19 protein-coding genes are annotated in these 22,788 nt (G+C 71.8%); 14 read left to right on the top strand and 5 right to left on the bottom strand.

Annotated elements, in window-relative coordinates; translation table 11 throughout:
• Positions 1-984, top strand: coding sequence for a YihY/virulence factor BrkB family protein (locus AB0L06_RS04335; RefSeq protein ID WP_500229485.1), 984 nt, complete (start codon positions 1-3; stop codon positions 982-984).
• 12 nt (positions 985-996) lie between these two features.
• Here the strand turns inward: AB0L06_RS04335 and AB0L06_RS04330 are convergent, their stop codons facing one another.
• Entirely contained in the window at positions 997-2,352 is a 1,356-nt protein-coding gene (locus AB0L06_RS04330) for a D-alanyl-D-alanine carboxypeptidase family protein (protein WP_500229484.1), read from the bottom strand.
• Between the two features lie 448 nt (positions 2,353-2,800).
• On the opposite strand from AB0L06_RS04330, the gene AB0L06_RS04325 reads away from it, so the two are divergent.
• From AB0L06_RS04325 to AB0L06_RS04290, 8 genes are all read left to right on the top strand, one after another.
• A complete protein-coding gene (locus tag AB0L06_RS04325) occupies positions 2,801-4,027 on the top strand; it encodes a glutamate--cysteine ligase (RefSeq protein WP_500229483.1) in 1,227 nt (408 codons plus the stop codon).
• Positions 4,028-4,352: 325 nt separating this feature from the next.
• Positions 4,353-5,609 carry an amidohydrolase gene (locus tag AB0L06_RS04320; protein WP_500229866.1) on the top strand — a complete coding sequence of 419 codons (1,257 nt, stop codon included), beginning with the start codon at positions 4,353-4,355 and terminating at the stop codon, positions 5,607-5,609.
• 277 nt (positions 5,610-5,886) lie between these two features.
• Positions 5,887-6,951, top strand: coding sequence for a BMP family lipoprotein (locus AB0L06_RS04315; RefSeq protein ID WP_500229482.1), 1,065 nt, complete (start codon positions 5,887-5,889; stop codon positions 6,949-6,951).
• A 90-nt stretch (positions 6,952-7,041) separates the two neighbouring features.
• Positions 7,042-8,574 carry an ABC transporter ATP-binding protein gene (locus AB0L06_RS04310; protein ID WP_500229481.1) on the top strand — a complete coding sequence of 511 codons (1,533 nt, stop codon included), beginning with the start codon at positions 7,042-7,044 and terminating at the stop codon, positions 8,572-8,574.
• Positions 8,571-9,866, top strand: coding sequence for an ABC transporter permease (locus AB0L06_RS04305; RefSeq protein WP_500229480.1), 1,296 nt, complete (start codon positions 8,571-8,573; stop codon positions 9,864-9,866). The genes AB0L06_RS04310 and AB0L06_RS04305 overlap by 4 nt, the downstream gene beginning before the upstream one ends.
• Entirely contained in the window at positions 9,863-11,212 is a 1,350-nt protein-coding gene (locus tag AB0L06_RS04300) for an ABC transporter permease (RefSeq protein WP_500229479.1), read from the top strand. Before AB0L06_RS04305 ends, AB0L06_RS04300 begins: the two co-directional genes overlap by 4 nt.
• Positions 11,213-11,288: 76 nt before the next feature.
• Positions 11,289-11,705, top strand: a complete 417-nt coding sequence (locus AB0L06_RS04295) for a cytidine deaminase (protein WP_500229478.1) — start codon at positions 11,289-11,291, stop codon at positions 11,703-11,705.
• A gap of 14 nt (positions 11,706-11,719) precedes the next feature.
• The gene (locus tag AB0L06_RS04290) at positions 11,720-12,991 is read left to right on the top strand and encodes a thymidine phosphorylase (RefSeq protein WP_500229477.1); all 1,272 of its coding nucleotides are present in this window, start codon (positions 11,720-11,722) and stop codon (positions 12,989-12,991) included.
• Positions 12,992-13,003: 12 nt separating this feature from the next.
• Here AB0L06_RS04290 and AB0L06_RS04285 read toward each other — a convergent pair whose 3' ends face one another.
• On the bottom strand, positions 13,004-13,714 hold the full coding sequence (locus AB0L06_RS04285) for a TetR/AcrR family transcriptional regulator (RefSeq protein WP_500229476.1): 711 nt from the start codon (positions 13,712-13,714) through the stop codon (positions 13,004-13,006).
• An 88-nt stretch (positions 13,715-13,802) separates the two neighbouring features.
• Here AB0L06_RS04285 and AB0L06_RS04280 point away from each other — a divergent pair, with 88 nt between their 5' ends.
• From AB0L06_RS04280 to AB0L06_RS04260, 5 genes are all read left to right on the top strand, one after another.
• Positions 13,803-14,384: an NADPH-dependent FMN reductase gene (locus tag AB0L06_RS04280; protein ID WP_500229475.1), complete on the top strand. Its 582-nt coding sequence runs from the start codon at positions 13,803-13,805 to the stop codon at positions 14,382-14,384.
• 26 nt (positions 14,385-14,410) lie between these two features.
• Positions 14,411-15,958, top strand: a complete 1,548-nt coding sequence (locus AB0L06_RS04275) for an MDR family MFS transporter (RefSeq protein ID WP_500229474.1) — start codon at positions 14,411-14,413, stop codon at positions 15,956-15,958.
• A gap of 77 nt (positions 15,959-16,035) precedes the next feature.
• Positions 16,036-17,919: a Xaa-Pro dipeptidyl-peptidase gene (locus AB0L06_RS04270; RefSeq protein ID WP_500229473.1), complete on the top strand. Its 1,884-nt coding sequence runs from the start codon at positions 16,036-16,038 to the stop codon at positions 17,917-17,919.
• Positions 17,920-17,981: 62 nt separating this feature from the next.
• Entirely contained in the window at positions 17,982-19,067 is a 1,086-nt protein-coding gene (locus tag AB0L06_RS04265; RefSeq protein WP_500229472.1) for an adenosine deaminase, read from the top strand.
• A 62-nt stretch (positions 19,068-19,129) separates the two neighbouring features.
• A complete protein-coding gene (locus tag AB0L06_RS04260) occupies positions 19,130-19,750 on the top strand; it encodes a PH domain-containing protein (RefSeq protein WP_500229471.1) in 621 nt (206 codons plus the stop codon).
• Between the two features lie 41 nt (positions 19,751-19,791).
• Here the strand turns inward: AB0L06_RS04260 and AB0L06_RS04255 are convergent, their stop codons facing one another.
• From AB0L06_RS04255 to AB0L06_RS04245, 3 genes are all read right to left on the bottom strand, one after another.
• A complete protein-coding gene (locus tag AB0L06_RS04255; protein WP_500229470.1) occupies positions 19,792-21,423 on the bottom strand; it encodes a phospho-sugar mutase in 1,632 nt (543 codons plus the stop codon).
• On the bottom strand, positions 21,420-22,220 hold the full coding sequence (locus AB0L06_RS04250) for a purine-nucleoside phosphorylase (RefSeq protein WP_500229469.1): 801 nt from the start codon (positions 22,218-22,220) through the stop codon (positions 21,420-21,422). The genes AB0L06_RS04255 and AB0L06_RS04250 overlap by 4 nt, the downstream gene beginning before the upstream one ends.
• A gap of 104 nt (positions 22,221-22,324) precedes the next feature.
• Positions 22,325-22,777: a gamma-glutamylcyclotransferase family protein gene (locus AB0L06_RS04245; RefSeq protein ID WP_500229468.1), complete on the bottom strand. Its 453-nt coding sequence runs from the start codon at positions 22,775-22,777 to the stop codon at positions 22,325-22,327.
• Between the last annotated feature and the right edge of the window lie 11 nt (positions 22,778-22,788).

Below are 22,788 nucleotides of genomic sequence, written 5' to 3'. Positions count from 1 at the left end.
ATGTCCGTGATCGCTGAGCTTCGGCGCCGGTTCGACGCGCTGGTGGACGCGCTGAAGGCCGCGATCGGAGCGCTCCGTGCCCGCTGGGGCTGGTTCGACCACCTCGGCCGCGCCTACGAGCGCTACCAGGAGCACGGCGGCGACCGGCTCGCGGCCGCCATGACCAGCTACGGGTTCCTGTCGTTCTTCCCGCTGCTCGCGCTCGCCTACGCGCTGCTCGGCTACCTGGTCGGGGTCAGTGAGAAGGCCCGCGACTACCTGATCAAGGCCATCGAGGAGCTCCTCCCCGGCCTGTCCGGCCCGCTGGAGGTCCAGCGGATCGCCGAGTCCCGCACCGCCGTCGGGGTGTTCGGCCTGGTCGCGCTGCTGTTCACCGGGCTCGGCTGGGTCCGGGTCCTGCGCGAGTCGCTGCGCGACGTCTGGGGCTACGACCCGTCCCCGGAGGGCAACTTCCTCGTGCTCAAGCTGCGCGACGCGCTGGTGCTGATCTTCCTCGGGACGACCGTGGTGGCCAGCGTCGCGGTGTCGTCGGTGGCGTCCCAGGCCACCCAGAGCGCGCTGGACCTGTTCGGCCTCGCCCACGTCACCGGCGCGCGGACGGTGCTGCGGCTGCTGTCCCTGCTGGTCGCGGTCGCCTTCAACGCCCTGATCTTCCTGGTGCTGTTCACCCGCATGTCCGGGACGCGCGCGCCATGGCGGCGGATCCTGCGCGGCGCGCTGTTCGGCGCGGTCGGCTTCGAGGTGCTCAAGCAGGTCGGCACGCTGCTGGTCGCGCACACCACCCGCAACCCGGTCTACGCCTCGTTCGCGGTCCTCGTCGGGCTGATGGTGTGGATCAACATCGTGTCCCGGTTCGTCCTGTTCACGGCCGCCTGGACGGCCACCCGCCGGATCGTCCTCACAATGGACGACCAGTCCGAGGACCCGCCCGACGAGCCGCCCGCCGCGAACCGCCGGGCGGACGTCCCCCGCTCGGCGGCCTGACGCGTCGCGCCGCTAGGGGCGCTCGTCCAGGCGCGGGGTGAGCGGCGGCTGCGGTGCGTCGTGCTCGCCGTCCGCGTCCGCGATGATCTCGGGGCCGTCGTGCGCCTCCGGGGCCTCCGGGGGCTGCGGCGCCTGCGCGAGACGGACGTTGCCGAACGCGGCGTCCGGAGCCCCGGCGTCCGGAGTACCCGCGGACGGCCCGTCGCCGGACGGCCCGTTCGGCTTGGGAAGCCGCAGGTCACCGCGCCGATGGCGGCGGTGGAGGACGAGGAACAGCACGCCGATCGCGATCAGCGCGCCGACCGCGCCGCCGCCCACGACCATCCAGGTGCGGGACGAGCTGGCCTTCTCGATCGCCGTCTGGCCGCCGTCCTTGCCCCCGGCGGCGTCGGCCTTCGCCCCGGCCTCGCCGGGCTCGACCAGCGTGCCGACCGGCTTGACCTTCCCGCGCGCCGCGAACCCCCAGTCGAGCAGCTTGGCGGCGTACGGGGACGGCGGGACGTCGGCCTTCATCAGGGAGATCAGGATGGTGTGCCCGCCGCGCCTGGCCTCCGCGACGAAGGTCTGCTCGGCCGTGACCGTGTAGCCGTTCTTGCCGCCGATCATCCCGTTGTAGGCGTGCGGCTGGCCCGGCAGCATCCGGTTGTGCGTGTAGATCGGGTAGCCGCCCGGCTTGTGCTTCTTCTTCTGCTGCTTGTCCGGCGGGGCCGGGAACCAGAAGTTCAGGGCCTGCACGTACTTGCGGTAGGCCGGGTCCTTCATGCCCTGGCGCAGGATCAGCGCCAGGTCGTACGCCGAGGTGTGCTGGGTCTTGATGGACAGCCCGAGGTCGACGTCCAGGCCGTTCGGGGACGCGGCGAGGGTGTCCCCGGCGTGCAGGGTGCGCGCCTCGCCGTTCATGTCGGCGATCGTCTTCTTCAGGCCGCCGTTGGCCTCCGACAGCGTCACCGCCGCGTCGTTGGCCGACATCATCATCAGCGCGTGGAAGAGCTGGTCGACCGAGTAGCCCATCTTCGGCGTCATGCCGACCTTGGTGCCCTCGACGTCGCACGCCGACTGGGACGGCTTGATCTTGCGCGCCGCGTCCAGCTTCGGGATGAGGGTGAGGGCGGTCAGCGTCTTCAGCGTGCTCGCCGGGAGGTACTGGCCGTGCGGGTCCTTGGCGGCGAGCACCTCGCCGGTGTCGGCGTCGGCGATCACCCAGGACGAGGCGTGGATGTTCGGCGGCGCCGGCACCCCGGCCGCCGGGTTCACGATCACGCCGCGACCGGCGAGCTGGGCCCCGCCGACCGGCCCGGAATCCGCGCAGGCCGCGCCGGGAAGGGCCAGGACCGCCCCGGACGCCAACGCCGCGGACGCGGCGATCATGCGGGACGGACAACGCAGTGCTGAACCAGGTCGCTGTGCTCGCAAGCCCCTGCCGTTCCTCGCTCCGGCCATCTCGAACCGATGACGCGTGTCCCTCTTGTCTTCCGGAAGCGTAGGCGACCGATCGCGGAGTCCGATACCCACGGTGGATGAATGGGGCTCCCGGTCTGGCCAAGTACTAGTCACATTGGGGCATGTCGGCCCGGTACGTCGTGACCGAAACCGGTGACCCCGTGTGAGGGACGGTCGCCCAACCGGGCCAAATGCTCCGCAAAGGACGGGGATCCCGGCGGCGCCGGGGCGCCGCGCGCCATGATGGGTGACGTCGGCGCCCGCGTGCGGAACACGCCCTACCTGGGCAGCCGTTTGTCCAGGCTTAGATACCCGCTGGCGGAATCGCCCCACGTGCCACGCATCGACCTGCAAGGATTGTGGACGGAGGTTGGCCGTGGCCATTGTCTTCAACCCGTCGCGCGGCGCGACGCTGGGCGTGGAGTGGGAGCTCCAGCTCGTCGACGCCGCGACCCGGCACCTGCGGCAGGACGCCCGCGAGGTGCTCGCCGCCCTGCGGTCGCCGGGCGCGCAGCCGCCGGGCACGCCGACACCGAGCGCCTCGTCCCCGGGGGCCCTCCCGCCGGGCGCCGCCGGGCAGGCCGCCAAGCTCCACCACGAGCTGATGGAGTCCACGGTCGAGGTCGTCACCGACGTCTGCCAGACCGTCGCCGAGGCCCAGCGCGACCTGGCCGCCACCGTGGACGCGCTGCGCGCCGCGGTCGAGCCCCGGGGTCTGACGCTCGCCTGCACGGGCACGCATCCCATCTCCGACTGGCGGGACGCCGAGACCTCGCCGACCCAGCGCTACTCCGACCTGGTCGAGCGGATGCAGTGGCTCGCCCGCCGGATCCAGACGTTCGGCGTGCACGTCCACGTCGGCGTCACCGACCGGGCGAAGGTCATCCCGATCGTCAACGCGCTGGCCGGCTACCTTCCCCACTTCCTCGCGCTCACCGCGTCCAGCCCGTTCTGGAGCGGGGACGACACGGGACTGGCGTCCACCCGCGCGGTGGTGTTCGGCCAGCTCCCGACCGCCGGCCCGCCCCACCTGCTGGACGACTGGACGGCGTTCGAGGACTACATGGACACCTTGCTGCGAGCGGGAACCATCCGCAGCATCAAGGAGGTGTGGTGGGACATCCGTCCGCACCCGGACTTCGGCACGGTCGAGATCCGGATGTTCGACGGGATACCCACGCTCCGCGAGGTGGGAATGGCGACGGCGCTGTGCCAGAGCCTGGTCACCCTCTTCGACCAGCAGCTCGACCGCGGCTACACGCTGCCGCGCCCGGCCGCCTGGGTGGTGCGCGACAACAAGTGGCGGGCCACCCGGTACGGCCTGGACGCCCTGGTCATCACCGATGACAGCGGGCACACCGCACCCCTCCGCGACGAGGTGTACGAACTGGTCGCGGAGCTGGAACCGGTCGCGGCGCGGCTCGGCTGCGCCGACGAGCTCAAGATCGCCGGGGAGGTCCTGGAGCACGGGGCCCCCTACGAGCGCCAGCGCGCGATCCGCGCGGGCGGCGGCACTCTGGAGGACGTGGTCGACGCCGCGGTCCTCGAGCTCGCGGAGGACCGGTTCGTCACCCGCGGGGAGGTCGCCCGTGCCGGGAACTGAGGATCCCGGCCGGTCGTCCGTTCCGCGAACCGAGACCGGCGGGCGGCCATCGGGCCGGCCCGCCCACGCGCAGGGGGCGCACATGACACACATGGGACCCGGGGTGATGCCCGGCCCTGGACCAGCCACCGCCCCGGGGGCGGCGGACGCCGCCGGCCGTTCCGGCGGAAGCGCTAGGCGCACGGCCGGACGGCCCACCGACACGCGGGCCGCGAACACCCGGGCCACGGCCGCTCAGGCCATGGCCCAGGTGGCGGGCACGATGACCCCGGCCGCACCGGTGGCCGGGAGCGTGCCGGAGGAAGGGACGGAAGGGATCGTGCAGGTGGGAGGCGCGGCACTGCGGGTGCGGCTCGAGGAGTTCCTGGCCGCCGCGGAGCCGGAGCTGATCGCGTTCCGGCGCGACCTGCACGCCAACCCGGAACTCGCGCACAACGAGTACCGCACCACCGAGCGGATCGCGGCGCGGCTGAAGGAGGCCGGGCTCGACCCGCGGATCCTGCCCCGCGGCACCGGCCTGTACTGCGACATCGGCCCGGAGGACGGCTACACGGTCGCGCTCCGCGCCGACATCGACGCCCTCCCGCTCCAGGACGAGAAGGAGCACGCGCCGTACCGGTCCACCGTGCCGGGCGTCGCGCACGCCTGCGGGCACGACGTCCACACCGCGATGGTGCTGGGAGCGGGCCTGTTCCTGGCGCGGCAGGCGGAGGCCGGGCTGCTGCCGGGCCGGGTCCGGCTGCTGTTCCAGCCCGCCGAGGAGATGCCCGGCGGGGCGCTCGACGTGATCGCGGCGGGGGGCATCGCGGGCGTGGATCGGGCGTTCGCGCTGCACTGCGACCCGCGCATCGAGGTAGGCCAGCTGGGCCTGCGGACGGGCGCGATCACCGCGGCCTGCGACAAGGTGTACGTGAAGGTGACCGGGCCCGGCGGGCACACCGCCCGGCCGCACCTGACCGCCGACCTGGTCTACGCGCTCGCCAAGATCGTCACCGAGCTGCCCGCGGCCCTGTCCCGCCGGGTGGACCCGCGCTCCAGCCTGTCGCTGGTGTGGGGCCGGGTGTCGGCGGGGTCGGTGGCCAACGCCATCCCGGACGACGGGGTCGCCGAGGGCACCATCCGCTGCCTGGACGACGAGGCGTGGCACCGCGCGCCGGAGATGATGAGGGCGCTGCTCCAGTCCGTCGCGTCCGCCTATGACGTGGAGGCGTCGCTGGAGTACGTCCGGGGCGTCCCGCCGACGGTGAACGAGGTCGTCAGCGTGGACCTGTTCCGGGACGGGGCGAGCCAGATGATCGGGGAGGAGGGCGTGGTGCCCACCCCGCAGAGCCTCGGCGGCGAGGACTTCGGCTGGTACCTGGAGTCGATCCCGGGCGCGCTGGCCCGGCTCGGCGTCCGCGAGCCCGGGTCGTCCGCCGAGTACGACCTGCACCGCGGCGACTTCGACGTGGACGAGGCGTGCGTGGCGGTCGGCGTCCGGGTGCTGGCCGCGACCGCGCTGACCGCCCTCTGGGACGGCCGCCTCGACGCGGGCCGTGACGAGCCGGTCGTCGACACCGCCGAGGGGGCGGCGCTGAGTTGATCGTCCCCGAGTAGGTTTGAGTAGGGTCGTTCCGTTCCTCCCCCGGGATCACGGGCCGTGCCGACCGTGCCCGGCCCGGGTCACCTCCCGGTCTTTCACCCCGCCACCTGCGCCGATAAGCCTACGCGTTGGTAACGGACGCGTTGCGAAACGGTGCACATCGGATGTTTCACCACCTACCTCGGGGTAGCGTCCGATCGGTTTCTGTGGCCGGGGCATGCTCACGCGCGCGTCCGGCCGCGTTGTTCTGGGTGGGGAACGGAAGGAGCGCGGCATAATGCGCCGTGTACTCAAGATCACGCTCGTCTCCGTGACGGGCGCCGTGCTGGCGCTGAACGCCGCCGCGTGTGGCGGTAAGAAGTCGGACTCCGGCAGCAGCGGTGGCGACGGCAAGAAGAGCATCAAGGTCGGTCTGGCCTTCGACATCGGCGGGCGCGGCGACCAGTCGTTCAACGACTCGGCGGCCGCCGGCCTCGACAAGGTCAAGAAGGACCTTGACGTCACCACGGAGGAGATCTCCGCCAAGCCGGACGAGCCGGACGCCGACAAGGAGTCCCGCCTGCGCCTGCTGGCCGGCAAGGGCTACAAGGCCATCGTCGGCGTCGGCTTCGCCTACACCAACGCGGTCATCAAGGTCGCCAAGGACTTCCCGGACACCAAGTTCCTGGTCGTCGACGCCGACCAGTGCCAGGTGACGGGCGCGAACGTCGAGGGCGCCTGCTTCGCCGAGGAGCAGGGCTCCTACCTGGTCGGCGCGGCCGCCGCGCTGAAGTCCAAGTCCGGCACCATCGGCTTCATCGGCGGCGTGAACACCCCGCTGATCCAGAAGTTCGAGGCCGGCTACGTGGCGGGCGCCAAGGCCGCCAAGCCGGGCATCAAGGTCCTGCCGGCCAAGTACCTGACCCAGCCGCCGAACTTCGACGGGTTCAAGAACCCGGCGCTCGGCAACGAGGCCGCCAAGGGCCAGCTGGACGCGGGCGCGGACGTGATCTACCACGCCGCGGGCGGCGCCGGCATCGGCGTGATCAAGACCGTGGGCGCCGCCGGCAAGTGGGCCATCGGCGTCGACTCCGACCAGTACAACCAGCCGGCCGTCAGCTCGGTCAAGGACCACATCCTCACCTCCATGGTGAAGCGGGTCGACACCTCGGTGTTCGACTTCGTCAAGGGTGTCGCCGACGGCTCCTTCCAGGCCGGCATCAAGAAGTACGACCTGTCGAACGACGGTGTGTCCTACGCGACCACCGGCGGCTTCGTGGACGACATCAAGGCGAAGCTCGACCAGTACAAGGCCGACATCGTCAGCGGCAAGATCAAGGTTCCGGCCAAGCCCGGGGCCTGACGCCGTACCGGTTCCGGCGTCGCCCCGCGCTCTGTCGCGGGTGCGACGCCGTTCCCGTTTCCACTGGCTTTTCTTCACAGGGGGGCACTCGTGCCTGACCAGGTGCCGGCCGTCAGGCTGACATCCATCACCAAACGGTTCCCGGGCGTGGTGGCCAACCGGGACATCGACCTCGAGATCCAGCGCGGCGAGGTGCACGCGCTCTGCGGCGAGAACGGCGCGGGCAAGTCCACGCTGATGAAGATCCTCTACGGGATGCAGCGTCCCGACGAGGGCACCATCGAGATCGACGGCGAGAAGGTGTCCTTCCGCACCCCGGCGGACGCCATCGCGCGCGGCATCGGCATGGTGCACCAGCACTTCAAGCTCGCCGACAACCTGACCGTCCTGGAGAACGTGATCCTCGGGGCCGAGCCGAGGAAGGCGGGCCGGATCGACTTCGGGTCCGCCCGCGAGAAGATCCGCGCGATGGCCGAGCAGTACGGGATGCGGCTCGACCCGGACACGCTGGTCGAGGAGCTGGGCGTCGGCGACCGGCAGCGCGTCGAGATCATCAAGGTGCTGTACCGGGGTGCCAAGGTGCTCATCCTGGACGAGCCGACCGCCGTGCTCGTCCCGCAGGAGGTCGACGAGCTGTTCGGCAACCTGCGCGAGCTGCGCGCCGAGGGCCTGACCGTGCTGTTCATCTCGCACAAGCTGGACGAGGTGCTGTCGGTCGCCGACTCGATCTCGGTGATCCGGCGCGGGACCACGGTCGCGACCCGGCTGAACCCGCGCGAGGTCACCTCGCGGCGGCTGGCCGAGCTGATGGTCGGGTCCGAGCTGCCGACGCCCGAGCTGCGCGAGTCCACCGTGACCGAGGACGTCGAGCTCGCGGTGAAGGACCTGGTGGTGCTCACCTCCGAGGGCCGTCCCGTCGTGGACGGCGTGACCCTGGACATCCGGCGCGGCGAGATCGTCGGCCTCGCCGGGGTCGAGGGCAACGGCCAGAGCGAGCTCATCGAGACGATCATGGGGATCCGCACCGCGGACTCCGGCACGATCGGCTTCGCCGGCGAGGACGTCACCGGCTGGACGACGCGCCGCCGCCGCGAGGCCGGGATCGCCTACATCCCCGAGGACCGGCACCGGCACGGGCTCGTCCTCGAGGGGTCGCTCTGGGAGAACCGGATCCTCGGCCACCAGACCGAGAAGCCGAACTCGCGCGGCCCGTGGATCGACCGGCGCGGCGCGCGCCGGGACACGACCCGGATCGTCCAGGAGTACGACGTGCGCACGCCCGGCATCGAGGTGCCGATCGGGGCGCTGTCGGGCGGCAACCAGCAGAAGCTGATCGTCGGCCGGGAGATGTCCGGCGAGCCGAAGGTGCTGATCGCGGCACACCCGACCCGCGGCATCGACGTCGGCGCGCAGGCCGCGATCTGGGAACACCTGCGCCGGGCGCGGGCGGCGGGTCTCGCCGTCCTGCTCATCAGCGCCGACCTTGAGGAACTCATCGGTATGTCCGACACGCTGCACGTGATCCTGCGGGGGCGGCTGGTCGCCGAGGTGGATCCGGCGAACGTCACCCCCGAGGAGCTCGGCTCCGCCATGACCGGCGCGACCGTCGAGGACGCGTCATGAGCGACGACAAGCGCGACCTTCCCCCCGAGGACACCCCCGCGGTGGCCAAGCCGGCCGAGACCTCGGCCGACGAGGCCGCGGAGACCCCCTCGGTGGCGAAGGCGACCCCCGACGCCGCGAGGCCGGACGACCCGGACAAGGTTCCCGGCTGGCAGGCGATCCTGCGCGGCCTCGGCCCGCGCGGTCTGGGCCTGAAGATCGGTGCGCCGGTGCTGGCGCTGCTGATCTCGCTGGTCATCACCATGATCGTGCTGCGGATCTCCGGTGCGGACCCGGTCAGCTCGATCCAGTCGATGGTCGACTACGGCACCACGTCCAACTCGATCGTGGACATCCTGAACCGCGCGACCCGGTACTACCTGTCGGCGATCGCCGTCGCCATCGGGTTCCGGATGGCGCTGTTCAACATCGGCGTGGACGGCCAGTACCGGCTCGCCGCGCTGCTGGCCGCCTCGCTCGGCGGCGCGATCACCCTGCCCGCCCCGTTCGGGCAGATGCTGGTGATCGTCGCGGCGATGGTGATCGGCGGCGCGTGGGCGTCCATCGCGGGCCTGCTGAAGGTCACCCGCGGCGTCAGCGAGGTCATCTCGACGATCATGCTGAACGCGATCGCGACCGGCATCATCGCCTACCTGCTGAACACCGACCGGCTCGCCGCGGACCGTCCGGGCAGCAACAGCGTGGCCACCCCGGACATCCCGTCGTCCGGCCAGGTCGGCCCGCTGAACGGGTTCCTGTCGAACATCGGCATCGACCTGCCCGGCCGGCTGTACGGCCTGCTCCCGGTCGCGGTCCTGATCGGCATCGTGTTCTGGGTCGTCATCAACCGCACCCGGTTCGGCTTCGACCTGAAGATCTCCGGGCTCTCGCCGACGGCGGCGCAGGCCAGCGGCGTCTCGGCGAAGCGGATGGTCGTCATCACGATGGTCCTGTCCGGCGTGGTCGCGGGCCTGATCGGGATGCCCGAGCTGCTCGGCGCGTCCTACAACTACTCGCTGAACTTCCCGGCCGGGCTCGGCTTCACCGGCATCACCGTCGCGCTGCTCGGCCGCAACCACCCGGTCGGCATCGCGCTCGCGGCGATCCTGTTCGCGTTCCTCGACCAGTCCTCGGACATCCTCCAGGAGGTCCAGGTGCCGAAGGAGATCGTCGGCGTGATGCAGGGCGTGGTCGTGCTGACCGTCGTCATCGTCTACGAGCTGGTCCGCCGCTGGGAGATCCGGATCCAGCAGAAGAGCGTGGCCAGCGAACTCGCCGCCGGGCACACCGTCGCGGGGGAGGCCGCCAAGTGAGTACCGCCACCGTCGCGGAGAAGGTCTCCGGCGTCCGCGCCAAGCTGAACCTGCGCTGGCCGCACTACATGATGATCGCCGGGGCGCTGCTGGTGCTCCTGTCGGCCGTCCGGGTGCTGGACGGCGCGAACGACGTCACCTCGTCCGGCACCGTCTCGGCCGCGCTGCGGCTGGCCGTCCCGATCTTCCTGGCCGGGCTCGGCGGGCTGTGGGCCGAGCGGTCCGGCGTGGTCAACATCGGGCTCGAGGGCATGATGATCCTCGGCACCTGGACGGGCGCCTGGGCGGGCTACCAGTGGGGACCGTGGGCGTGCGTGATCGCCGGGATCCTCGGCGGCGCGCTCGGCGGCCTCGTGCACGCGATCGCGACCGTCACCTTCGGCGTCGACCACATCGTGTCGGGTGTCGCCATCAACATCCTCGGCCTCGGCCTGACCCAGTTCCTGGCCGGCCTGGTGTTCAACACCGGGCACGCCAAGGCGCTGGGCGGCGGGCCGCGGCAGTCGCCGCCGGTGGACGCGATGCCGACGCTGACCGTCCCGTTCCTGTCCGGCGGGAAGATCGGCTCCTGGCAGTCCCCGGACTGGCTGGGGTCGCTGGAGAAGCACCACTGGTTCCTGGTGTCGGACGTCGCGGGCGTGCTGCGCGGCCTCACCGCGGGCATGTCGGTCCTGACGCTGATCGCGGTCCTGCTCGTCCCGGTGACGTTCTTCGTGCTGTGGCGGACGCCGTTCGGGCTGCGCGTGCGGTCCTGCGGCGAGGACCCGTACGCGGCCGAGTCGCTGGGCGTCAACGTGTACCGGATGAAGTACGCGGCCGTGATGATCTCGGGTGGCTGCGCGGGCCTCGCGGGCGCGTTCATGGTCACCGTGTCGTCCCTGTACCAGGACGGCCAGACCAGCGGCCGCGGCTACATCGGCCTCGCGGCGATGATCTTCGGTAACTGGCGTCCGGTCGGGCTCGCGTCCGGCTCGCTGCTGTTCGGCTACACCGACGCGATGAACGTCCGCGGCGGCGGCGACTCGGCGCACGCCCTGCTGCTGTTCGTGGCGGTCATCTTCGTCGCGGTCGCGGGCTGGCAGCTCGTCCGCGGGTCCCGGCTGCGTCCGCTGGTCACCACCGACCTGGAGCGGCGCACCGTGCGCGGCGCCTACGTCGCGTCCACGATCGCGATCGTCACGGCCGCGGCCATGCTGGTCTGGTTCGTGATGAGCGACCAGCTCCCGGGCGAGCTGGTCTCGACGATCCCGTACGTGACGACGCTGCTCGTCCTGGCCCTCGCGAGCCAGCGGCTCCGGATGCCCGCCGCCGACGGTCTCATCTACCGCCGCGGCGAGGCGAGGTAGCACCCCGAACCCGGGCCCGGCATCGCGACGTCGATGCCGGGCCCGATCCACGAAGATCGAGTGGGATTATTGTCTGATGAGTGAAATCGACTGGGATGTCCTTCGCGGTGCGGCCCGGGACGCGATGAAGCGGGCCTACGCCCCCTACTCGAAGTTCCCGGTGGGCGCGGCGGCGCTGGTCTCCGACGGCCGCGTCGTCACCGGATGCAACGTGGAGAACGCCTCGTACGGGATCGGCCTGTGCGCGGAGTGCAGCCTGGTCTCGGCCCTGTACGGGCCGGACGCGGACCCGTCGGGCGACCGACCCCGCCTCGTCGCGATCTCGGTCGTGGACGGCCACGGCGATCCCCTCATGCCCTGCGGGCGCTGCCGCCAGCTCCTCTGGGAGCACGGCACCCCCGAGACCCTGCTGGAGTCCGTCTCCGGCATCCGGCCGCTCTCGGCGATCCTCCCGGACGCCTTCGGCCCCGACGACCTGATCACCCGCACCTGAAAGAGGTCCCCGACGTGGACGCCATCGACGTCATCCGCGCCAAGCGGGACGGCCACGCGCTGTCGAACGAGCAGATCGACTGGGTGATCGACGCCTACACCCGCGGCGCGATCGCCGAGGAGCAGATGTCCTCCCTCGCGATGGCCATCCTGCTGAACGGCATGACCCGCCCTGAGATCGGCCGCTGGACCGCCGCGATGATCTCCTCCGGCGAGCGGATGGACTTCTCCTCGCTCAGCCGCCGCACCACCGACAAGCACTCCACCGGAGGCGTCGGAGACAAGATCACGCTGCCGCTCGCCCCGGTCGTCGCCGCATGCGGCGCGGCCGTCCCGCAGCTGTCCGGCCGCGGCCTCGGCCACACCGGCGGCACGCTGGACAAGCTCGAGTCCATCCCCGGCTGGCGCGCGTCCCTCTCGAACGCCGAGATGCTGGACGTGCTGGAGAGCGCGGGCGCGGTCATCTGCGCGGCGGGCGCGGGCCTCGCCCCGGCCGACCGCAAGCTCTACGCGCTGCGCGACGTCACCGGCACGGTCGAGTCGATCCCGCTGATCGCGTCCTCGATCATGTCCAAGAAGATCGCCGAGGGCACCGGCGCGCTCGTCCTGGACGTCAAGGTCGGCTCCGGCGCGTTCATGAAGACCGTCGAGCAGGCCCGCGAGCTCGCCGAGACCATGGTCGCGATCGGCACCGACCACGGCGTGAAGACGGTCGCGCTGCTCACCGCGATGGACCGTCCGCTGGGCCGCGCGGTCGGCAACGCCGTCGAGGTCGCCGAGTCCGTGGACGTCCTGGCGGGCGGCGGTCCCGAGGACATCGTCGAGCTGACCGTCCGGCTGGCCCGGGAGATGCTCGACGCCGCCGGAATCGTTGGCAAGGACCCGGCCGACGCGCTGCGCGACGGCTCCGCCATGGACGTGTGGCGCCGCATGATCTCCGCCCAGGGCGGCGACCCGGACGCGGCCCTTCCGGAGGCGCCGGAGACGCACACGATCACCGCGCCGTCCTCGGGTGTCCTCACCAAGCTGGACGCGTTCGCCGTGGGCGTCGCCGCCTGGCGCCTCGGCGCGGGCCGCGCCCGCAAGGAGGACGCGGTGTCCTTCGGCGCCGGCATCATCTGCCACGCCAAGCCCGGTGACAAGGTCACCGCCGGCCAGCCGCTCCTCACCCTCCACGCCGACAACGCGTCCCTCTTCGAGCGGGCCCTGGACTCGCTGGAGGGCGGCTACGAGGTCGGCGACTCCACGCCGGACCTGCTGCCGCTGGTGATCGACCGCCTGGCCTGATCCCGCCTCACGTCAGAGACCGAAACGGGTCTCGATGCCGTCCAGTACGGCGTCGAGGCCCGTTTCGAATTGCCAGTCCCCGTCGTCCTTGCGGACGGCGTCGTGCAGGTAGCGCTGGTAGGTGGGGTAGCGGCCGGTGTCCATGAGGTAGCTCATGTGTGGCGCCAGGGCCAGGCGGAGGTGCGTGGGGGACGCGAGGTCCTGGCGCTTCATGAACCGCTGGAAGGAGAGCTCGGCGTTCGTCGCGCCGTAGGTGTAGAAGCCGACGGAGCGGTAGACGGCCATCATCGTGTCGGCGTCCAGGCCGAGGCCGTCCAGGGCGGACAGGGCGTGCTCCACGACCGCCACCCGGTTGGGGGACAGCGGGGAGAGCGTCGCCGGAAGCTCCGTCAGCCACGGGTGGGCGTGCATGAGGGCCCGGGTGCGCAGCGCCTGCTCGCGGAGGGACTCCCGCCAGGTGCCGTGCTGGACGAGCGTCAGCTCGGCGTAGACGCGGTCGACCATGACCTCGAGCAGCTCGTCCTTGTTCTGGATGTGCCGGTAGGGCGCCATCGGGGCGACGCCGAGCTGGTTGGCCAGGCAGCGCATGGTGATCGCGTCCAGGCCGTCGGCGTCGGCGACGCGGATGGCGGTGTCGGCGATCCGGTCGAGGGTCAGCGTCTGGCGGGGCGCGGCGGCGGGGCGCTCCAGGCGCTCCCAGAGCGGCGGTAGGTCGGTTGCCATGTGTACATCGTATCCGGAGTAGACAATGTACGCACTGATGTGTACGTTGTATCTCACTAGATACGACGTACACACTCAAGGGGTCCCCGTGTTCAAGGTCGCGGTCATCGTCGGCAGCACCCGAGAAGGACGACTCGGCGGCACGGTCGCCGCCTGGATCGAACGGCACCTCGCGAAGCGGGACGACATGGAGGTGGACGTCGTCGACCTCGTCGCCACGCCGCTCCCGACCGTCCTGCCGGAATTCGGCAAGCCGCCGTCCGACCCGGACGCGTTGACGCAGCTGGCGGCGGTGTCGCCGCGGCTCGCCGCCGCCGACGCGTTCGTGGTCGTGACGCCCGAGTACAACCGCAGCTTCCCGGCGTCGCTGAAGAACGCGATCGACTGGCACAACAAGGAGTGGCACGCCAAGCCGATCGCGTTCGTCTCCTACGGCGGCTTCTCCGCCGGGACGCGCGCGGTCGAGCAGCTGCGGCTGGTCTTCGCCGAACTGCACGCCGTCACCATCCGGGACGGCGTCGGGTTCAGCGGCGTGTGGGGCGCCTTCGGCCCGGACGGCGAGGCCACCGACCCGTCCGCCGACGCCGCCGCGAAGAAGATGCTCGACCAGCTCGCCTGGTGGGCCGGGGCTCTGCGCGAGGCCCGGGCGGCGCGCCCGTACGCGGCATGAGCGCCCGGAAGGAAGCGGTGAATCCAGTGGACGACACGAAGAACGACGGGAAGTACGACCGGCTCGGGGTGTTCGGGCTGCTGCTCGGGATGTTCCTGGCCATGCTGGACGGCACGATCGTCGGCACGGCCCTCCCGACGATCGTCGGGGACCTCGGCGGTGTGAGGGAACTGTCCTGGGTGGTGACCTCGTACCTGCTGGCCACCGCCGTGACGACGCCGCTGTGGGGCAAGCTCGGCGACCTCGCCGGGCGCAAGGGCGCGTTCATGGCGTCCATCGCGGTGTTCCTGGTCGGCTCGGTGCTGTCCGGGATGTCCGGGTCGATGGCCGAGCTGATCGCGTTCCGCGCGGTGCAGGGCCTCGGCGCGGGCGGGCTGATGGTCGGAGCGATGGCGATCATCGGCGAGCTGGTGCCGCCGCGTGAGGGCGCCCGGATGCAGTCGATGATCGGCGTGATCGTGCCGATCGCGTTCGTGGGCGGGCCGCTGGTCGGCGGGCTGCTCACCGACCACCTGAGCTGGCGCTGGACGTTCTATGTGAACCTTCCCGTCGGCGGGGTGGCGCTGCTGCTGGTCGCGACGCGGGTGCGGCTCGCCGCGCGGCGCGTCCGGGCCCGGGTCGACTTCGCCGGGGCCCTGCTGCTGACGGTCGGGATCGTCGCGCTGACGCTGCTGGGCAGCTGGGGCGGCGTCCGGTACGGCTGGACGTCCCCGCAGATCCTCGGGCTCGCGGCGGCCGCCGTGGTCGCACTGGCGCTGTTCGTGCCGGTGGAGTTGCGGGCGGCCGAGCCGATCCTCCCGCCGCGGCTGTTCGCGTCCCGGAACTTCACGCTCGCGCAGGCGCTGAGCTTCCTGGCGGGCGCGGTGATGCTCGGGTTGATGACGTACCTGCCGCAGTACATGCAGATCGTGCGCGGCGCGTCCCCGGCGGGCGGCGGGCTGCTGCTCCTCCCGCTGATGTTCGGGATGCTCGCCGCGCAGCTCGGCACCGGGCGGATCGTCGGGAGGACGGGACGCTACCGCTGGTTCCCCGTGCTCGGCGGGGCGTTCGCGGCGGCGGGCTCGCTGCTCCTGCTGCCGCTCGGGACGCACACGCCGACGCCCGCCGCGTCCGCGCTGACCGCGCTCGTCGGCGTCGGGATCGGCCTGCTGACCCAGTCCACGATGCTGATCACGATGTACGGCGCCGAACCGCGCGACATGGGCGCGGCGAGCGGGACGGTCACCCTCCTGCGGACGGTCGGCGGCTCGCTCGGCGTCGCCCTGCTCGGCGCGATCTACGCGTCCCGGCTGGACGGCCCGGTGAACCTCACCCCGGCCCAGGTCCGCGCGCTGCCCGAGGCGGCGCGGGAGGCCGTCCGGGACGCGGCCAGCTCCGGCCTGCACGGCGTGGTGATCGGCTCGGCGGTGGTCGCGCTGGTGGCCTTCGCCGTCGCCTGGTTCGTCCGGCAGGAGACCCTGCGCGGCGACGAGGGGGCCTCGTCGGAAGGCGGGGAATCTTCGCCGGAAGGTGAGGAGTCCCTGCCGGAAAGTGAGGAGCCCTTGCCGGATGCGGCCGAACCTGCGCGTTTGTGAAAAATCACCGTTGACGAGGCCCGGGAGAGATCGTCAGGCTGCATTCCGGATCTTCATTCCCCCCAGAGGAGCCCAGTTTGCGCCTTTCCCGACTCGTCCCCGTCGCGGCGGTCCTCGGGGCGTCCGGCCTGGTGGCCGTGGCGCTGCCCGCGGCCGCCGCGCCGGCGCGCCCGCACGTGACCGTCAAGGACGGCCGCACCCAGCCGACGTTCTCCTTCCAGGACGCGATCCGGCAGCAGGTCTACGTCGAGACCGACGTGGACAGCGACCATGACGGCAAGAAGGACCGGGTCGCGGTGTTCGTCACCCGGCCCAAGGAGACCGACGCCGGCCTCAAGGTCGCCTCGATCCTGGAGGCCAGCCCCTACTACGCCGGCCTCCAGGACCCGCCGTACCACCCGGCGGACGTCACCGACTACCCGCGCCTGTCCCCGTGGACGCCTCCGACCGAGCCGCCCGCGCCGACGAGCTACACGCGGATGTACTACGACAACTACTTCGTCTCGCGCGGGTACGCGGTGCTCGCCGCCGACACGCTCGGCACCGGGAACTCCGACGGCTGCCCCACGGCCATCGGCCCGAACGAGGTGAACGGCATGAAGAAGGCCGTTCAGTGGCTGACCGGCGACGCCAAGGCCTACGACGCGTCCGGCAACGAGATCAAGGCGAGCTGGTCCACCGGCGACGTCGCGATGGCCGGCAAGTCCTACGACGGGACGCTGCCGCTCGCGGCGGCCTCGACCGGCGTCAAGGGCCTCAAGACCATCGTGTCGGTGTCCGGCGTGGCCAACTGGTACGACTACTACCGCGCCAACGGCGGTGTCGTCGCCCCGGACGGTTACGAGGGCGAGGACCTCGACCTGCACGCCAAGGCCGTCCTGAGCCGGAAGAACCCGCAGGTCTGCGCCCCCGAGATCCACGACATCGAGAAGAAGATGGACCGGGTCACGGGCGACTACAACGCCACCTGGGACGTCCGGAACTTCGCCAAGAAGATCGGGAACTTCAAGACCAGCGTCTTCATGACCGGCGGGCTGAACGACTGGAACGTCAAGCCCACCGAGATGGCGCTGCTCTGGAACTCGCTCAAGAAGACGAACCTGGACCGCAAGCTCTGGCTGCACCAGGGCCAGCACGACGACCCGCTGGACGTCCGGCAGGGCGCCTGGCTGGACTCGCTCAACCAGTGGTTCGCGCACGAGCTGTACGGCGTGAAGAACGACATCATGCGGCAGCCGAAGGTCGACATCGAGCGCAGCCCCGGCGCCTGGGAGACCTACCGCGAGTGGCCGGCGCCGTCCGCGCGTCCGGTCTCGATGGGCTTCACCACCGGCAAGGACGGCGCGTCCGGCGCGCTCGGCGCGCGCGGCAAGGGTGAGGCGGGCTTCGTGGACGCCCCCGCCCGCACCGCCGAGGACCTGGTCACCGCCGAGTCCCAGGCCGACCCGAACCGCCTGCTCTACGTCACCCCGGCGCTGAAGAACCCGGTCAAGTTCTCCGGCACCGCCAACATCAAGCTGCGGGCGTCGGTCGACGGCCGCTCGCCCTACCTGTCGGCGGTCGTGGTCGACTACGGCACCGACACCCGTCCGACCGCGCTCGTGTCCACCCAGGACAAGTGGTGCTACGGCGACTCCACGGCGACCGACCCGGGCTGCCGCGCCGTCCGCAAGTACCAGACCGCGACCGAGCCCTTCAAGATCGTCACGCGCGGCTGGACGGACGTCCGCAACCGCGACTCGATCTGGCACCAGACGCCCGTCAAGGCGGGCAAGGACTACACGTTCTCCTGGAACCTGGTCCCCGAGGACTACGTGTTCAAGGCCGGCCACCGGATCGGCGTCATGCTCGTCGCCACCGACCACGCCTACACGCTCCGCTACCCCGCGGGCACGCAGGTGCGCGTCGACCTCGGCCACAGCGCCATCAGCCTGCCGCTGACCAGCGACATCAAGGGCTGAGTTTCAGAGATTCCCGTCGCGATCGTCCTTGTCTGGGCGGTCGCGACGGGTATCTTTCGTAGATGAACGAACGTCTGACTCTTGAGGACATCAGGCGCGCCCCGAAGGTGCTGCTGCACGACCACCTCGACGGTGGCGTGCGGCCGGAGACCGTCGTGGACTTGGCGCGCGAGGGCGGCTACGACGACCTGCCCAGCATGGATCCCGCCGCCCTCGGCGCGTGGTTCACCGAGGCGGCCGACTCCGGATCGCTCGAACGGTACCTGGAGACCTTCTCCCACACCGTCGGCGTGATGCAGTCGGTCGAGGCGCTCACCCGGGTGGCCTACGAATGCGCCGAGGACCTGGCCAAGGACGGCGTCGTGTACGCCGAGGTCCGGTTCGCGCCCGAACTGCACACGCGCACCGGGCTCGGCCTGGAGACGATCGTGGAGGCGGTGCTCGACGGCTTCGCGCGCGGCGGACGCGACCACGGGATCCGGGTCGGCACGCTGGTCACGGCCATGCGGCACCAGGCCCGGTCGATGGAGATCGCCGAGCTGGCCGTCCGGTACCGGGACGCGGGCGTCGTCGGCTTCGACATCGCCGGCGCCGAGGCCGGGTACCCGCCCACCCGCCACCTGGACGCGTTCGAGTACCTCCAGCGGGAGAACGCGCACTTCACCATCCACGCGGGCGAGGGCTTCGGCCTGCCGTCGATCTGGCAGGCCATCCAGTGGTGCGGCGCCGACCGGCTCGGCCACGGCGTCCGGATCATCGACGACATCGAGGTGGACGGCGACGGCGAGGCCAAGCTGGGCCTGCTCGCCAGCTACGTCCGGGACAAGCGGATCCCGCTGGAGCTGTGCCCGACGTCCAACATCCAGACCGGCGCGGCCAAGTCGATCGCCGAGCACCCGATCGGGCTGCTTCGGCAGCTGCACTTCCGGGTCACGGTCAACACCGACAACCGCCTGATGAGCGGGACCTCGGTGTCGCAGGAGTTCGCCGCGCTCTCCGAGGCCTTCGGCTACGGCTGGGACGACCTGCAGTGGTTCACGGTGAACGCGATGAAGTCGGCCTTCATCTCCTTCCCCGAGCGGCTGGCCCTGATCAACGACGTGATCAAGCCCGGCTACGCCGCGCTGAAGGCCGGGCAGGCGGGCTGACCTCTCCCGGTCGGGGCGCCGGACGGCGTGAGCATCGCGGTCGCGGTGGCATGATCTGAGCCATGACCCCGCTCTACTCCGTCCGGCCGCCCGTCGCGCGCGTCGCGGCCTGGGCCTGGGTGGCCTTCACCGTGCTGAACCTGCTGGACCTGGGCCTCGGGCTGACCGGAAAGCCGGTCCGGGACATGACCGGCGCGGTGATGGCCGCCGTCCTGCTGGCCGGCTGCGGCGTCGCGTACGTGCTCGGGCTGCGGCCCGTGATCGTCGCCGACGAGGCCGGGGTGACCGTCCGGAACCCGCTGCGCGACATCCGCGCGCCCTGGCGGGCGGTCCGCAGGATCGAGGCGAAGGACGCGATCACGCTCACCTTCGCCCAGGCGGACGGCCCGGACGGCTCGGAGCGGTCGATGCGGCTCTGGGTCCTGCAGAGCTCGCCGCGCGCCGCCGCCAAGGCCGAGGCCCGCAGCAAGCGGGACGCGGCGCGGCTGCCCAAGGGCGCCGAGAAGGCCCTGAAGGGCCGCACGCCCACGATGTTCGCGGTCGAGCAGCTGAACGAGATCGCCGAGCGCGAGCGCCCCAAGACCGACGAGGACGCCACGACCGGGACCGTGAGGTGGTCCCCGGTGGCCGTGGCGTCCCTGGTCGTGCCGATCGTCCTGCTGGTGATCGTCAGCGTCCTCTAGGACGTCCTAGAGGACACTCTGGCGGTCTGGCGCTCGGCCGCTCAGGCGAGGAGTTCGGAGAACGCCTCGCGCAGCGCCTGGAGGTCCGCCGCGGCGCGCGCACGAGCCGCGTCCACGTCGTCCCCGGCGGGGTGGACGACCTCCAGGTAGCACTTGAGCTTCGGCTCCGTCCCGGACGGCCGGACGACCACGCGCGCCCCGTCGAGCCGGAACCGCAGGCCGTCGGTCGGCGGCAGGCCGTCCGCGCCCCGCGCGAGGTCGTCGATCGCCTCGACCGGACGTCCGGCCACCTCCTTGGGAGGCTCGGCGCGCAGCCGGGCCATCATGTCCGTGATCAGCGACAGGTCGTCCACGCGGATCGACAGCTGCGCGGTCGCGTGCAGGCCGTGGCGGCGGGCCTGGTCGTCCAGGAGGTCGAGCAGGGACCTGCCCTCGGCCCGCGCCTCGGCGGTCAGCGAGGCGGCGGCGACGGCCGCGCTGACGCCGTCCTTGTCGTGGACGATCACGCCGTCCTCGGCGCCCACGCTGTAGCCGAGCGCCTCCTCGTAGCCGAAGACCAGCCGGCCCTCCGCCTTCATGATCCACTTGAAGCCGGTGAGGGTCTCGGCGAACCGGACCCCGTGCCCGCGGGCGATCGCGCCCAGCAGCGAGGACGACACGATCGTGGTGACGACCAGGCGGTCATCGCCACTGGTGTGCCGCAGGACGTGCTCGGCGAGCAGCCCGCCGACCTCGTCGCCGGTCAGCGCCCGCCGGCCGCCGTCCCGGGTCGGGACGGCCAGGGCGAGCCGGTCGGCGTCCGGGTCGTTCGCGATCACCAGGTCGGCGTCCGTCCGGGCCGCCAGCGCGAGGACGAGGTCCATCGCGCCCGGCTCCTCCGGGTTCGGGAACGCGACGGTCGGGAAGTCCGGGTCGGGCTCGGCCTGCTCGGCGACCACGGCGGGCGCCGGGATCCCGGCCCGCTCGAACGCCCGCAGCAGGACGTCCCGCCCGACGCCGTGCATCGGCGTGTAGGCGACCTTCAGCCCGGCGGCGTCCGCGACCGGGAGCACGCCCAGCGCGTCCAGGTACGCCTGGACGATCTCGTCGCCGAGGACCGTCCAGCCCTCGCCGAGGGGCAGCTCGTCCACCCGTCCGACCGCGTCGATCGCGTCCGAGATCTCCCGGTCCACCGGCGGGACGATCTGCGCGCCGTCCGACCAGTACACCTTGTAGCCGTTGTCGCGCGGCGGGTTGTGACTGGCCGTGACCATGACTCCGGCCGCCGCGCCCAGGTGCCGGACGGCGAACGCCAGCACCGGCGTGGGCAGCGGCTCCGGCATCAGCCAGGCGCGCAGCCCCGCGCCGGTCACGACGGCCGCGGTGTCCCCGGCGAACCGGCGCGAGTTGTGCCGCGCGTCGAACCCGATCACGACGCCGGACCCGGCGGGCAGCCGCGCCGCCAGCCCGGCCGCGGCGCGCATCACTGTCACGCGGTTCATCCGGTTCGGGCCCGCGCCGAGCTCGCCGCGGAGCCCGGCTGTCCCGAACGTCAGCTTCTTCCCGAACCGGTCGCGCAGCTCGGCCTCGTCGTCCAGCAGCGCGGACAGCTCGGCCCGCGTCTCCGGGTCCGGGTCCTGGGCGAGCCAGAGTTCGGCCCGCTCCCGCAGCCCCGTCACGTCCGCAGCGGTCATGCCTTGGCCAGGACGTCCGCGAGCAGACGGCCCATGCGGGTCGCGGCGGCCTGACCGGCCTCCAGGACCTCCTTGTGGTCGAGGAGCTTGTCGCTCAGCCCGGCCGCGATGTTGGTGACCAGGGAGATCCCCAGCACCTCCGCGCCGCCCTCGCGCGCCGCGACCGTCTCCAGGACGGTCGACATGCCGATCATGTCCGCGCCCATCGTGCGCAGCATCCGGATCTCGGCCGGGGTCTCGTACGTCGGGCCGCGGAACGCCGCGTACACGCCCTCGGCGAGCGTCGGGTCGGCGGCCTTCGCCAGGTCGCGCAGCCGCTTGGAGTACGCCTCGGTCAGGTCGAGGAACGTCGCGCCGGTCAGCGGGTTCGCGCCGGTCAGGTTGAGGTGGTCGGCGATCAGCACCGGGTCGCCGACGGACTGCGTCTCGGGCCGCAGGCCGCCCGCCGCGTTCGTCAGCACGACCGTCTTGACCCCGGCGGCCAGCGCCGTCCGGACGCCGTGCACGACCGGCTCGACGCCGCGTCCCTCGTACAGGTGGGTGCGTCCGAGGAACACCAGGCAGCGGCGCCCGCCGACCTCCACGATCCGGATCCGGCCCGCGTGCCCGGCCACCCCGGGCGCGGAGAACCCGGGCAGCTCGGTCACGGGGATCTCGGCGACCGGCTCGCCCAGCTCGTCCGCCGCCGGGACCCAGCCCGACCCCATCACCAGGGCCACGTCGAACGTGTCGAAGCCGCTCTTCCGCCGGATCTCACGTGCGGCGGCCTCGGCCACCTCAAAAGCGTCGTTGCTCACGACCCGACATTACCGGCCGAGATCACCTCGCCGGACGGACGCCCTGACCGGCCCCGATCCGGCCGCGATCCGGCCCCGACCCGGCCCGTCCGCCGGGCGGGGCGTCAGTCGCCGATGGACTTGCAGGGGCGCTCGCGCAGGGCCTTGACGTAGTCGTCGGGCGCGCCCGCCTTCTCCGCGGCGTCGGCGAGGATGCCGACGTAGCGCGCGGACGGCAGGCCGCCCTCGTAGTCGTCCAGGACGTAGATCCACGCGAGCGCGTCGCCGTCCAGCGTGTGCACCCGGATCCGGATCTTGCGGTAGACCCCGAGCGCCGCGCCCTCCCACGCGTCCAGTTCCTGCTCGTCCCAGGCCGGGACGTCGTACAGGACGACGAACACCTGGTCGGAGCGGTCCTCGACGACGGTGGCGAGGGCACCGTCCCAGCCCTTGTCCGGACCGCCGAAGGTGAGCCGCCAGCCCGACAGCCACCCCGTCCCGCGCATCGGGGAATGCGGGGCCCGGGAGGCCATCTGCTCATGATCCATGTTGGAGGCGTACGCCGCGTACAGTGCCACGTCCACCGAGG

The organism is Spirillospora sp. NPDC052269 (assembly GCF_040679435.1).
Lineage (GTDB): Bacteria > Actinomycetota > Actinomycetes > Streptosporangiales > Streptosporangiaceae > Spirillospora.
Note: the sequence above shows the minus strand (reverse complement) of the source record. Positions and strands in the feature narration are given on the sequence as shown.